Below are 13004 nucleotides of genomic sequence, written 5' to 3' on the forward strand. Positions count from 1 at the left end.
CCGCTGGACCGCACGGCTCAGCGGTACGAGTCCAGCAGCGCCAACACGGCCGCCGGGTCCTCCACATGCGCGTTGTGCCCGAGGCCGGGCAGCGTGGCGACCGGTACGCCGTACTCCTTGAGTTGCTCGTCAGTGACCATCGGGTCGTGTTCACCACGCGCCAGCACCACCGGCACGTCGGTTGCCGCCAGCGACGCGGCCAGATCGGGCTCACCGACGGCGAACGCGGTCGGGTCCATGGCGAGACGCCAACGGCCGTCGACCTGACGCAGCCCGGCGTCCACGACCGGGGCATCCGGCGGGACCAGGCCGACCAGTCCGGAGACCCGCAGGTAGCGGCGAGCCGCCTCGGTGCGGCTGGCGAACCAGCTCACCGGACGCGCGGCCAACTCGGCGGCGCGGGTCAGCTCGGCGGGTGACCACGATGCCTTGATGCCCAGACCGACCACCGCATCCACCGGCAACCCGGCGGTGCGGGCGGCCAGCGCGAGGCCGACCACCCCACCCAGCGAGTGCCCGAGCACGACGAGCCGGTCGTCAGCGGCGAGGCCGTGGGCGATCCGGCCGGCGAAACCCGCAAAGGAGTACGACGACAGCGGTGCCGCCCAGCCATGACCGGCGAGGTCCGGTGCCAGCCACCGCCCGGGCCAGCGCTGCTCAAGGTACGGCGCCCAGGGCAACCACACGTCACCCGTCGCCCCCATGCCGTGCAGCAGCAGCAGGACCGGCCTTCGACCAGCGTGACCACCCGATTCATCCACCACGGCCGCAGTCTCCCACGGTTCGCGGACGGGTACGAGAGCCCTTGTCCGCGGCACGTGCGGGGGCACCGACCGATGGAGATCCACTGTAGAGTTCGCCGCCTGGAAGGGCAGAGCATTCTGTCGATCCATCGCGGAGAGGAGCCCGCCTTGCTCACGAGGCAACGATCAGCACTGGTGGCGGCCCTGGCGGCCGTCGCGCTCGGCACGGCGCCCAGTGCTCCCGCGCTCGGCACCACGCCGGGCGTCCCCGCCCCGGGCGCCGACGCTGTCGCGGCGGCTGACCGCGTCCTGCGGGTCTACAACAACAACATCGAGAACCTGGTGGTGAACAACTCCGACGGGACCTGCACCCGGATATCCGGGCCTGACCACCTGACCTCGATCCTGGTCGACGACGCCGGCCGCACCGGCACCAGTGGCGTGGTGGCGCCCGACATCCTGATCGTCCAGCAGGTGCGCGGCACCGGCCAGGCCGAGGCGTACGCCGACCAACTCTCGGCCAAGTTCGGCTACCCGGCGGGCACCTACGGGGCGATCGTGGCCTGGAGTGACCCGGAGCCGTGGGGCAGCACGCACAAGTGCAGCTCCCAGTCACTCGGTGACCTCAAGAAGAAGCAGACCAACGGGATCATCTGGAACACCAGGACCCTCAGCCTCGCCGCCGGCGACATCTCGAAGTACTGGAGCGCGGGCTGGCTCAAGCCCGGCACGGCGTACGCCAACGGTGCCGGATGCACGCTGTACAAGCCGCCGAACAGCGACCCGGACAGCACCGACTACCACAAGTGGAAGCGGACCAGCGCCATCGCGGCCCGGTTCACTATCAAGGCGACCGGCACGAGCGTGTTCGCCGCGACCATGCACCTGCCGCAGGAAAACCGGCAGAACGCCTGCGCCGGCGACGGCGACCGGGGCATCGCCAACACCGGCATCCACCTCGGCGCCGACGCGACCAGCCTGCTGAACGCCTCCACAATCCGCGTCGTGGGGATCGACGCGAACCGCACGGGCATCGCACCCGGCACGCTGAGCGGCTACGACATGACCGGCTACGGGTCGAAGGCCACCAACGGGTCGAGCAAGATCGATTATCTCTTCGTCAAGGGCGCCGTGCAGCCGTCCAGCATCGACCACACGGTCGGCGGGACGAAATCGAACCACCTCGCGCTGTACGGCTTCATCGCTTACTGACCGCACCGACAGAGACGCCGCGGGCGCCGGCCCCTTGTGGGGGACGGCGCCCGCGACGGCCTGCGTGCCTGGGTCAGGCGGAGTAGCCCCGGCTGGCGATCCAGTTGGCCAGGTCGATCGTGGTGATCCAGTACGACGGGTCGGCCGCGTTGGCCGAGTCGGCGATTCGCACGGTCCGGCCGTTGTCCTTGTAACCCACCACGGCGATGTAGTGCCCGCCGCCGTAGGAGTGCCAGCCACCGTTGGTGTCGGTGGCGTCGCCGACGACGTTGGCCACCACACCGCGACCGTCGGTGATCGCCTTGACCACGTCGGCCTGGAGCTGGTCCATCTGGGCCGAGCTGGGCGTGCCGGCGAACATCCGGGTCCGGTACGGGGAGCCCTTCACCTCGGCGTTGAGCACCCGGGTGGTGTCCAGGGCCGAGTTGGTGCCCATCTCGGTGGTGCCCAGCTCGGCGCCCAGCGCATCCTGGGTGCGGTTGATGCCGGCGGCGCTGAGAGCGTTACGGGTGGCAGCCGGGCCGCAGTTGTAGTACGTGTTCTGCGCCTGGTAGTCGTAGTCGAGCACCTTGGTCGCGGGCGGCTTCGGCGGCTCCGGCTTGCGGGTCAGATCCGGGTTGCTGCTGGCCTTGGCGGCGGGCGACGCGGCACTGGTGGCCGGCGCGGGGGCGGCGGTGGTCGGTGCGGCGCTGGCCGAGGGGGACGCGTCGCGCGCCTCGCTGCGGGAGGCAGCGGTGTCGCTGCGCATCTCGGCGACCGTGGTCACGGTGTGCTGGCTGGCCGGGGCGTCGTCGGCGCTGGTGAGCAGGGCGCCGGTGGTGCTGGCGATCGCGAGTGCCGCGGCGGAGGCGACAACGATCTGGTACGGGCGCTCGGTGGCGAGGCGGCGGAGCTGACGCTTCAGGGTGTGCTTCACGGGGTCCTCCACGGATCAGGGGGAGAGCGGCACACCGGGGCCGGACCGGCATCCGGGCAGGCGCCAGCGCGCGGACCGTGGTCCGCGGATGGTGAACCGCTCAGGGGAACGCCCGGCGCGGCCGGGCGGGAAAGGCAGTGACCCGGGGGGTCAGCTCACCGTCACTGGACGAATGAGCGGGGGCACTGCTTCGCCGTGGAGGCGAGGGAACAACCGAGGGATGGAAAGGTGCTGCACGAGGATAGAACTCCTTCCGACACCGCCTACCGGGTTAGCTGACGGATTCGGGCGGGAAGATCGCCCTACCGCGGGCCGTGGCTCGCGGATTCACCCCGGACTTTCTGATGGGTCCCCGGTTCGTAGATCACGATTGAGCGGGTCGGTGCGGCGTCGCCTCTTGCGAACGGTTACCGCACCGGACAGGACGACAGTACTGGCCGGCTCTCACCCTGCCAAGCCGGGTTCACCTGCGTAAACCCCAATCGGCGCGACAATTTCTGCGCGTATTGCCGATGATGTGACTCGATGGGACAACCGGTTACGGTGACGCCTGCGGGCGACAACCGGACAGGCCGCCGAAAATGCGGCCACAATCACGGGGAAAATCGAGCCGATCGTGCCCGACGCCCGATTCGCCATTGACATGACCGGGCTCACATAACGGATCGGGTTCAACCCGCGCGAGCTGGACGCCAGCGTGCCACGAGTGCGGGACGGAGCGCCCGGGTAGCCGCCCGGCGGGCGGGGACCAGGTTCGGCCGCAGCCGGTCCGCCGCCGCGTACGCCTCCTCGGCGAGAGTGCGGGCCGACTCGGCGGCCAGTTCCGCGTCCCGCCAGGCGGCCCGCTCCCGGGTGGCGGCGGCCTGGTAGTCGGCCAGCCTCGCGTCCCGGATCGCCCGGCTGAGCAGCACCTCCTGCTCGACCGGGTGCCGCCGGGGATCCCAGCCGTGCCGGTGCCCGAACACGTCGCCGAACTGCGCCATGGTCAGGTCGCCCCGCCAGTGCGCCGCCGCCGCGGCGCGATGCAGGTAGCGCTCCCGGGAGGCGTACTCGGCGGGGGTGCGGGGGGTTCGCGGGGTGGGTAGCGCCCCGGTGCCCGCGAACCGACGGGCGGCGGTGTCCGCCTCGTCGTACCCGGCCCAGGCCCGCTCCATCTGCTCCTGGGCGGTCAGCCAGGCCACGCGGCGCCGCCGTGCGGTCCTGGTCGCGCCGGCTGCGGCGACGGCCACCTCCTCGGCGTACCGGCGCAGGTCGACGGCCTCGGCCGCGGCCAACTCCCGGGCGGTGGGCGCGGTCGGGAGCGGGTCGTCCGTGGGCCGGTCCCGCTCGGGGCGGGCGGCCAGCACGATGAGTACGCCCAGTGTCAGCAGGAACAGGGCCGACCAGATGGCGGCGGCCTGCGGCACCTCGGTCACGAACTGGTAGAAGACGACGGTCTCCATGGTCGGCACCTCGGGGAGAGCAATGCGGTGGGACCCCCACCGGGCCACGGTGGGCCACGGATCGACGGGGGCGGAGCGGGTGGATCGACAGGGCGCGGCGACGGGACGCTCGTCCCGGTGGATCAGCGCCCGGGTGGGGCCCGGGGCGCCCGGCTGCTCGGGGCGTCGACGAGGGGCAGCCGGTCGGCCCCGGCCGCGCACACCGGCAGCACGCCGGCCGCCGCGACGGTGCCCCGGCCGGCGGGCAGCGCCGGTTGCGAGTCGACCGACCAGGCCCGGGAGGACGTCTCGGCGGCTCCCTCAGGGGCCACCTGGGCCGACTGCGCGGCCGTTGGCACGGCACTCAGGGTCGGCACCGAACTCGGCCCGGCGCTCAGCGTTGGCGTGGCGGCCGAGGCCGGGCCCGCGCCAAGCGCCAGGGCCGCGACGACGGCGAGGCTGGTCAGCACCCGCGTCGCCCAGCGCGCCACCCACCACAGCGGACAGGTGAGCGCGATCGGAAGCACGTCCCCACGCTACCGTCGGGCCGACCCGGGCGCACCGACCACGGGCGTGTCGGCTCACGCCGCGCCGACCCCGCTTGACCAGGGTGGACGGTGTCAGCGCGTGTCGGCGTACGTTGATCGACCGTCGGTCTGGTCGGCCCCGCCGGCGACTTCGGTGCCGGTCGTGCGTTGGTGGGGGACGGGCGCCGGTCGGGTCGGGCGGCGCGGCGCGAGTCGGCGCATCATCGGGTTCTCGACGAAGCGATGCAGCAACCCGGCGAGGGCCAGGTTCACCAGCAGGAAGCCGAGCACCGCGGCAGGGCCGCGCCAGCCCTCGAAGCCGGTCCCCCAGTCACCGCTCCAGCGCAGCACGCTCGTCATCACCAGCACGTGGACCAGGTAGAAGGCGAAGGAGACCTCGCCGAGCCAGACCAGCGGCCGGGACCGCCACGGCGAGCGCCTACCCCGTACGTCCGCGTCCGCGGCGGCGGTGATCACCAGCAGGTACGCGACCGCGAGCAGGGTGGTCCACAGCTCGGCGCGGATCCACTGCGCGGCAGCCACCCAGGTGGCCAGGAAGATCCCGCTGGCCACGGTCAGCCCCGGGCCGCGCCAGAGGCCACGGCGCATCAACTCGGCCGCCACCGCGCCCAGCCAGAACTCCAGCGACCGCGCGGGCGGGAAGATCTGGGTGAACCACCACCGGCTCACTTCCGGCACCAACTGCTGGGCCGGCCAGAGCGCGAGGATCAGCAGTGGCAGCGCGACGATCAGCACCCACAGCAGCTTCGGTCGGGCCCGGCGCAGCAGCGGCAGCGCCAGCGGCAGACACAGGTAGAAGAAGAACTCGCAGGAGAGCGACCAGCTCACGGTGTTGATGCTGTAGAACCAGCCCGGCCGGGGATCCCAGGCCTGCAACAGCAGCAGGTTCTCCAGCGCGGCCGCCGGTAGGACCGGGTCGGCGAACCACCAGGCGACCAGCAGCGTCGCACCCCACAGCACCAGGTGGTTCGGGTAGATCTTGGCAACCCGGCGCCGCCAGAAGGTGCGCCGGGAGTCGCCCTCGCGGGCAGACCAGACCAGCACGAAACCGCTGAGGATGAAGAAGAACTGCACCCCGGACAGGCCGAGGGTGAACAGCACGTCGACCACGGCCTTGTAGTCCGGCTCGGCGATGATCCGCATGGTGCCCGCGTGGAAGCCGAAGACCAGCAACGCGGCGATCCAGCGCAGCCCGGTCAGCGAGGGCAACCGGGCGGGTGCGGGGGCGGGCCGGACAGCTGACACCGCGGCGGTGCTCGTCATGCCGGGATCCCGACGCTCCGCAGGGTCACCAGCACGTACGTCTCCTCCTCGGCGCGACGTCGGGCGGCGCGCGACGGCGACGCCCACGACGGCCCGGCAGGGCCGCACCGGGGCACACTACCGGGTCACTCCCGGGTGAACCGGACGTGTCTCATCGGTGACGGACGCGAGCGGACCGACCCGGAGCCCGGGCCGGTCCGCTCGGCGACCGCGACCTACACCGTCGCCATCACGTCCGAAATCCAGTCGCGGCTCTCCGGCACGGTCGCCCAGTAGGCGGTGCCGGTGCAGCCGCTGCTGACCATCGACAGCACGCCCACCTGGTACCTCAGACCGTCGACGAGCTTGAACAGCGGACCGCCCGAGTCACCGAAGCAGGAGTCGCCGTTCAACCCGGTGGTGCGAATGGCCCGGCCACCGTGGTAGTCGGTGTCATTGATGGAGGTGACGTTCTGCGTCGCCCGGCGAAGAATCGCGGACGGGGAGCAGGTCGAGCAGGTCCGACCCCAACCGAAGGCGTAGGTGGTGGCGCCGACCTTGGTGGTCGCCGTGGGCAGCCGGACCGGCTGGGCGTTCGCGGACCGGTTGAGCTTGAGCATCGCGATGTCGTGGTTGGTCCGCACCCGAGAGTCGGCGACGTTCACCACGCCACCACCGCTGTAGTAATAGATGCTCTTGACCCGGACGCTGATCCGGCTGTCGGCGATCCGGGTGCTGCCCGAGTAGATGCAATGCCGCGCGGTGAGCACCCAGTAGTTGTCGACGATCGAGCCGGAGCAGTTGTACTGGCCGTCGATGAGCACTGCTGCGAGCCCGTCGGCGTCGGTCTGGGTCTCACCTCCGATAATCGGCGCGGGCGCCGCAGCGGCCGACCCGGGGGCGACCAACGGGGCGGTGACCAACAGTGCGGCGAGCAGAACGGCGGCGCGTGCGATGCGACCGCCTCTGGTGTGACCGGCTCCCCCCGTGGCCTGGAACACTGCCGTCAACCTCTTCATAAAACCTCCATCGGTCGGAATAACTGCGACGATCATCTCTCGGTGGCGACGGTCCGCGCCGCCCCGCGCACCGCCTGCATCTCAAGATCCGGCCCGGGACCTGCTTGTGGTCACCGAACCGGCGTCCCAGGCACTGGGATGCGGCCGGTGGCGGCGTTAACCTTCCGCTCCGCGGGAGTTCAGGGACTCCACCTCCGTCGGCCACGTCAGGTTCCGGGGCCGGTCACCCGGATCGTCGAAGGTGGCGGCGTGGTCAATGAGCCGACGCACGCACCGCTGCTGAGCATCGTCGTGCCCGTGTACGGCGTCGAGGCGTACCTGTACCAGTGCCTCGAGTCGATCCGGGCCGACATCCCGGCGGGCGAGTCGGCCGTGGTTGAGCTGATCGCCGTCGACGACGCCTCCCCGGACGGCTGCGGCGACATGCTCCGCTCGTACGCGGCCGGCCGCGACGGCGTCCGCGTCGTACACCTGAGCAGTAACGTGGGTCTGGGACTGGCCCGCAACGCCGGTCTCGACGTGGCCGCCGGCCGCTACGTCTGGTTCTTCGACAGCGACGACTGGTTGCCGCCGGGCACCATCGCCGCGGTGCTGGACCGGCTGCGCCAACACCAGCCCGACGTGCTGATGCTGGACCACCTGCGGGTGCACGAGGGCGGCCAGCGGGAGGTCGACGCGAGCAGTCACCTGCTGCGCGGAATCTCCGGCGTCACCCGTCTGGCCGACCAGCCGCAGTTGCTGCGGGTGCAGCACACCGCCTGGAACAAGGTGGTCCGCCGGGACTTCCTGAACGAGCTGGAGCTGCGGTTCTTCCCGGGCTGGTACGAGGACATCCCGTTCAGCCACCCGCTGCTGATCGGGGCGGAGAAGATCTCCGTGCTGGACCGGGTCTGCTACCTGTACCGACAGGGCCGGCAGGGCGCGATCACCTCCACCCGCAGCGGCCGGCACTTCGACGCGTTCGCCCAGTACGAGCGGCTGATGGACTGGGTCGCCCGGAAACACCCGGACGAGCGGCTGCAGGCCGAACTGTTCCAGCTGATGATCAACCATTACCTGGTGGTGGTGGGCAACGACGGCCGGTTGCACCCACACCTGCGGCAGGGCTTCTTCCACCGGGCCGCCGAGCACTACCGTCGGTACCTGCCCGCCGGTGGCTACCCGCTGCCCCCGGGCGTGACCGGGCTCAAGCACCGCCTCGTCGGGCGGGGCGACTGGCTGGCCTATTCGGCACTGCGCCGGGCACACCGGGTCGCTGGCCGGTGGCCGCCTGCCGTGACCGCCTTCACCGCACACCACGCCGGGAGCCGGGTCGGCTTCCGGCGCCCTGGTCTTCCAGGTCGTCCGCCCGCCGGGTGGACGACGACAGCACCACCGCACACCGGTGCGGGCGTACCTGAGCAGAGGTCGGAATGACGGCGACAATCAAGATCGGGCCGCACGCGGTCGGCGTCGGGGAGCGACCGTTCGTGGTCGCCGAGATGTCCGGCAACCACAACGGCGACCTGGACCGGGCGCTGGCCATCGTCGACGCGGTGGCCGAGAGCGGGGCGCACGCCCTCAAGCTCCAGACGTACCGGCCGGACACGATCACGATCGACGTCGACACCCCGGCGTTCCGCATCTCCAGCGGGCACGAGCTGTGGGGCGGGGAGAACCTGTACCGCCTCTACGAGCGGGCGCACACCCCGTACGAGTGGCACGCCCCGATCTTCGAGCGGGCCCGCGTACGCGGCCTGACCGTCTTCTCGTCACCGTTCGATGCGACCGCCGTGGAGCTGCTGGAGTCGCTGGACGCGCCGGCCTACAAGATCGCTTCGTCCGAGCTGGTCGACCTGCCGCTGATCCGGCTCGTGGCCAGCACCGGCAAGCCGATGGTGATCTCCACCGGAATGGCGACGGTCGCCGAGATCGACGCCGCTGTGCGAACCGCCCGTGCCGGTGGCGCGGCGGGCATCATCCTGCTGGCCTGCACCGCGTCCTATCCGGCCCCGCCGGCCGACAGCAACCTGCGCCGGCTGCCGGTGCTGGCCGGTGCGTTCGACGTGCCGGTCGGGCTCTCCGACCACACGCCCGGCATCGGGGTGGCGGTCGCCTCGGTGGCGCTCGGTGCCTGCTTCATCGAGAAGCACGTCACGCTGGACCGGGCCGACGGCGGCGTGGACTCGGACTTCTCACTGAACCCGGCGGAGCTGACGGCCCTGGTCGCCGAGTCGGGCCGCGCGTACGCGGCACTGGGCAGCACCGCGATCGGCCCGACCCCGGCAGAGCGGGAAGGGCTACGGTTCCGCCGTTCGCTCTTCGTGGTCGAGGACGTTCGCGCCGGCGACCCGGTGACCGCGCAGAACGTCCGCTCGATCCGGCCAGCCGGCGGCCTGCCTCCCGTGGAGATCGCCCAGGTGCTGGGCCGCACCTTCACCACCGAAGTCCCGCGCGGCACTCCACTGAGCTGGGACCTGATCTGACCCGTCACCTCGCCCCGTCGATCATGGAGTTCTGGTGGGCGTTTCAGCCCCCGGCGCCTGCTTTGTGCGGCACCACAACTCCATGATCGACGGAGTTGGGCAGGGCTGGGGGTGCGCCGGCAGCGGGTACGAAGCCGACGGTGACCACCAGGTCGGCCACCCGCAGGGTCCGCCAGACCGCCGAGCCGTCGGCCGGCGTACCCAGCCCGTGGCGACGCCACCAGGCCGCCACCGGCACGTCGGCCAGCTTGCAACAGCACTCGGCCCGGGTCCACCGTGCCCAGAAGTCCGCTACGCCGAAGCGGCGGGCCAGCGCCGGGGGCACCGCGGCGTCGGCGCGCTCCGCATCGATCGCCACTCGCCAACCGGGCACTGGCGGCCCGTACCAGCCGACGCAGCGGCCGTCGTCGAGGTGGCTGCGGGTCACCGCGTCGGCCACCTGGGCGGGGGTGGCGACCCGTAGGTACCGCTCGGCGGCGGCGAGCAGCGCCGGCACCGGGCGTGGCCGGACCAGCCGGTCCAGGTCAGATGGAGGCGGCACCGTCCACCACGATGACCTGGCCGTTGATGTTGGTGTGCTCCCGCAGCAGCATCCGTACGACCGGCACGACCTCCACCGGCTCGGTCAGGTGACCGGTCGGTGTGCGGCGCACGATCTGGTCGAGCTGGGTCGGGCCGAGCACGGCGGACATCTCCGAGGCGAAGAAGCCGGGGGCGACCGCGTTGACCAGCATCCGGCCGCCCAGCTCCCGGGCGAGCGAGCGTGTGGCGGCGTCCATGCCGCCCTTGGTGGCCGAGTACGCGACCAGGCCCGGAAAACCGCGCTGCGCGCAGATCGAGGTGATGTTGACGATCCGCCCGCGCAGCCCCTTGCCGAGCATCCGGCGGACCACCAGCCGGGTCAGCTGCAGCGGGGCGGTCAGGTTGGTCTCGATGATCCGGGCGATGTCGTCGGTGGCGGTGTGCACGTGCAGGGAGTCCTGCCCGACGGCGGCGTTGTTGACGATGCCGTCGATCGGGCCGAGGCGCTGCTCCACCTCGCGGACGAAGCTCTGCGCGGCGCGCAGGTCGGTGATGTCCACCGAGCCGACGTGCACCCGGTCGGGGTGCTCGGCGGCGAGTTTCTCCAGCTCCGGGGTGACGGTACGGGCGAACGCGGCCACCCGTACGCCGGCGTCGAGCAGGTCGGTGACGATGGCCAGGCCCAACCCCCGGGAGCCGCCGGAGACGAGGACCACGGAGCTGGGCGGAACGAACTGGGTGTCGGCGAAGTCAGACATCGCTCTTCAGGGTCTCCTTCACGGGGATCTCGGTCAGCACGCGGATCCGGCGTGGCACCGCGTGCTCGGGAAGCCGGTCGGCGCACCAGCGGACGAGCGCGGCCTCGTCGGTGTCCACGTGGTCGGACGGGTTGGCGGGCGCGAGGACCACCTCGGCGACCACCATCCGGCCGAGCACCGGGGCGCGGCGGCCGGTCACGCGTGCCCAGGCCACCGCCGGATGCCCGGTCAGCACGCCGCGGACGACGCCGGCCGAGACCTTGCTGCCACCGACGTTGATCTCATCGGAATCCAGTCGACCGGTGATCAGCACCCGGTCGTCGAGCACCTGCACCCGGTCCCCGGTGCGGATCGGGCCGGCCAACCCGGCCCCGTGGTACGGGGAGGTGACCACCAGCTCGTCGTCCCGGACGGAGAGCGTCGGCCGGCCCGGGGTTTCCCGGTCCAGCCAGTCGACCGGGAACCCGGCCCGCCCGTCGTGCACCACGATGGACGCCCCCACCTCGGAGGACGCGTAGATCCAGGAGATCCGGGCCGTGGGGAAGACCTCCCGCAGCTGGTCCAGGATCGCCTGGTCCACCGGCTCTCCGCCGAGGGTGATCTGGCGCAACGGCACCCGGGCCAGCGCGGCGGCGTCCCGGTAGAGAGTGCGGCGCCAGAACGTGGGCGTGCCAGAGGCGGCGTCGACCCCGTGCGCGGCCGCGACCGTCGGCCAGTCGTCCAGCTCGTCGGGCTCGACCACCACCAGGTGCTGGCCGGGCTGGGTCAGCGACAGGGTGACCACCTGCCACCAGGCGTACGTGCCGGGGGCGTACGGGCAGAGCCAGGTCCGATCGGGCTGGTCGGCCCGCACGGTGGTCAGCGTGTCGAGGGTGTGCCCGACCCGCTTGGGACGCCCCGTCGAGCCGGAGGTCAGCAGCCAGAGCCGGCCCGGCTCGGCGGCTCGCGGTCGGGCGGGACCGCTCTGGTGCACTGCGTCGTCGTCGAGGACGGTGAACCCGGCGTCCAGCAGCTCCGTACGCATCGCCGCGTCGACCCGACTCGCGGTGCTGAGCAGCAGCTCAGTGCCGTGCACGGCGTGCTGCCGTGCGGCGGTGAGCGCCTGCACGGCGGAGTGGACGAGCACCGCCGCCGGGTCGGTCAGCGTCGGCGACGGCAGCGCCCGCCAGGTCAGCGCGGTGCCACCGACGACGAGTCTGTTGTCGACACCAGCCGGCTCCGGGTGCGCGGGGGCGGGGTGGCGCGACGGCGCGACGGTCACTGGTGCTGGAGCTCGACGAGGAAATCGAGGACGTCCCCGACGGTGGCGATGCGACGCAGGCCGGGGGCATCGAAGTTGAGCTCCTCCCCCGTCTCGTCCTCCACCCGCAGGGCCAGCTCGGAGAAGTCCAGTGACCGGAAGCCGATCTCCCGCAACTGCGTCGCGTCGTCTGCGGGCAGCTCCTTGTCCTGGTTCTTCAGCACCTGAGTCATGAGGTCGCGGATCTGCACGCGACTCAATTCGTTCATGCGCCGCAGTCTACAACCCAACGAATGCATATCTGATTTCCCGGTAGGCCCGGGTAAGGTGCCGGGACCGGACGTGAACAGAAAAGAAAGCGAGACGTACGTGCTGCGCGAAGCGACGGCGGACGACGTTCACCTGATGTTGTCCTGGCGTAATCAGGAGACCAACCGCCAGGTCAGCAAGACCAGCCACGAGATCACCGCCGACGAGCACGCCCGGTGGTGGGCGGGGGTCCGTGCCGACCCCTCCCGACGGGTGCTGGTGTACGTCCGCGACGACCTGCCCTGCGGCGTGGTCACCTTCTTCGACCTGCGACTGGAGGGCCCTCGCACCGGCGCGTGGGGCTTCTATCTGGACGCCGACGGGCTGGACCGGCGGGGCGAGACGCTGCCGGCCTGGCTGGGGGTCATGCGGGAGGCCGTCGAGTACGCCTTCGACGGGCTGCACCTGGACCGACTCGATGGCGAGGTGCTCGGCCACAACACCGTCGTACGACAGATGAACCGGCGTTTCCGATTCGTCGAGGGCACTCCACGGCAGGAGCTGTCCGACGGCCGGGAAATCACCGTCATACCCATTTCCCTGGCCCGCGTCGACCGCCGTCAACGCTGATTGCCGTACGCATTTCCGCAATAGACGGAAAGCATTAAC

The 13004-nt window shown here is 71.4% G+C and carries 14 protein-coding genes and 1 riboswitch; of the genes, 4 read left to right on the top strand and 10 right to left on the bottom strand.

Annotation, left to right across the window (positions count from 1 at the left end):
- Positions 1-17 precede the first annotated feature (17 nt).
- Positions 18-764: an alpha/beta hydrolase gene (locus ABZS37_RS06720; protein WP_355166238.1), complete on the bottom strand. Its 747-nt coding sequence runs from the start codon at positions 762-764 to the stop codon at positions 18-20.
- Positions 765-938: 174 nt separating this feature from the next.
- Between ABZS37_RS06720 and ABZS37_RS06725 the strand changes: the two genes are divergently transcribed.
- Positions 939-1955, top strand: a complete 1017-nt coding sequence (locus ABZS37_RS06725; RefSeq protein WP_355166240.1) for a hypothetical protein — start codon at positions 939-941, stop codon at positions 1953-1955.
- 73 nt (positions 1956-2028) lie between these two features.
- Here ABZS37_RS06725 and ABZS37_RS06730 read toward each other — a convergent pair whose 3' ends face one another.
- The 5 genes from ABZS37_RS06730 to ABZS37_RS06750 all read right to left on the bottom strand — a co-directional run bounded on the left by ABZS37_RS06730 (position 2029) and on the right by ABZS37_RS06750 (position 7101).
- Positions 2029-2883 (bottom strand): C39 family peptidase, encoded by an 855-nt coding sequence (locus ABZS37_RS06730; RefSeq protein WP_355166242.1) that lies wholly within the window; start codon positions 2881-2883, stop codon positions 2029-2031.
- Positions 2884-3116: 233 nt separating this feature from the next.
- Positions 3117-3258, bottom strand: a riboswitch (cyclic di-AMP (ydaO/yuaA leader).
- Between the two features lie 284 nt (positions 3259-3542).
- Positions 3543-4313, bottom strand: a complete 771-nt coding sequence (locus ABZS37_RS06735) for a hypothetical protein (RefSeq protein ID WP_355166244.1) — start codon at positions 4311-4313, stop codon at positions 3543-3545.
- A gap of 122 nt (positions 4314-4435) precedes the next feature.
- The gene (locus tag ABZS37_RS06740; RefSeq protein WP_355166246.1) at positions 4436-4819 is read right to left on the bottom strand and encodes a hypothetical protein; all 384 of its coding nucleotides are present in this window, start codon (positions 4817-4819) and stop codon (positions 4436-4438) included.
- 93 nt (positions 4820-4912) lie between these two features.
- Positions 4913-6103 (bottom strand): acyltransferase, encoded by a 1191-nt coding sequence (locus tag ABZS37_RS06745; protein ID WP_355166248.1) that lies wholly within the window; start codon positions 6101-6103, stop codon positions 4913-4915.
- Positions 6104-6318: 215 nt separating this feature from the next.
- A complete protein-coding gene (locus ABZS37_RS06750; RefSeq protein ID WP_355166250.1) occupies positions 6319-7101 on the bottom strand; it encodes a trypsin-like serine protease in 783 nt (260 codons plus the stop codon).
- 249 nt (positions 7102-7350) lie between these two features.
- Here ABZS37_RS06750 and ABZS37_RS06755 point away from each other — a divergent pair, with 249 nt between their 5' ends.
- Both ABZS37_RS06755 and pseI read left to right on the top strand, forming a co-directional pair.
- Positions 7351-8517 carry a glycosyltransferase gene (locus tag ABZS37_RS06755; protein ID WP_355166252.1) on the top strand — a complete coding sequence of 389 codons (1167 nt, stop codon included), beginning with the start codon at positions 7351-7353 and terminating at the stop codon, positions 8515-8517.
- The gene (gene pseI / locus ABZS37_RS06760; RefSeq protein ID WP_355166254.1) at positions 8514-9566 is read left to right on the top strand and encodes a pseudaminic acid synthase; all 1053 of its coding nucleotides are present in this window, start codon (positions 8514-8516) and stop codon (positions 9564-9566) included. The genes ABZS37_RS06755 and pseI overlap by 4 nt, the downstream gene beginning before the upstream one ends.
- 43 nt (positions 9567-9609) lie before the next feature.
- On the opposite strand, the gene ABZS37_RS06765 is transcribed toward pseI, so the two are convergent.
- Genes ABZS37_RS06765 through ABZS37_RS06780 form a run of 4 tightly spaced genes read right to left on the bottom strand, consistent with a single transcriptional unit; the run spans position 9610 to position 12355 of the window.
- Positions 9610-10107, bottom strand: a complete 498-nt coding sequence (locus ABZS37_RS06765; protein WP_355166256.1) for a hypothetical protein — start codon at positions 10105-10107, stop codon at positions 9610-9612.
- Positions 10091-10846, bottom strand: coding sequence for an SDR family NAD(P)-dependent oxidoreductase (locus ABZS37_RS06770; RefSeq protein WP_355166258.1), 756 nt, complete (start codon positions 10844-10846; stop codon positions 10091-10093). Before ABZS37_RS06770 ends, ABZS37_RS06765 begins: the two co-directional genes overlap by 17 nt.
- A complete protein-coding gene (locus ABZS37_RS06775) occupies positions 10839-12107 on the bottom strand; it encodes an AMP-binding protein (protein WP_355166260.1) in 1269 nt (422 codons plus the stop codon). The genes ABZS37_RS06770 and ABZS37_RS06775 overlap by 8 nt, the downstream gene beginning before the upstream one ends.
- The gene (locus ABZS37_RS06780) at positions 12104-12355 is read right to left on the bottom strand and encodes an acyl carrier protein (protein WP_355166262.1); all 252 of its coding nucleotides are present in this window, start codon (positions 12353-12355) and stop codon (positions 12104-12106) included. Before ABZS37_RS06780 ends, ABZS37_RS06775 begins: the two co-directional genes overlap by 4 nt.
- Positions 12356-12428: 73 nt before the next feature.
- Here ABZS37_RS06780 and ABZS37_RS06785 point away from each other — a divergent pair, with 73 nt between their 5' ends.
- Positions 12429-12965, top strand: coding sequence for a GNAT family N-acetyltransferase (locus ABZS37_RS06785; protein ID WP_355166264.1), 537 nt, complete (start codon positions 12429-12431; stop codon positions 12963-12965).
- The last annotated feature ends 39 nt before the right edge of the window (positions 12966-13004 follow it).

Origin of the sequence: Micromonospora sp. NPDC005413, assembly GCF_040606435.1 — a bacterium.
GTDB lineage: Bacteria > Actinomycetota > Actinomycetes > Mycobacteriales > Micromonosporaceae > Micromonospora.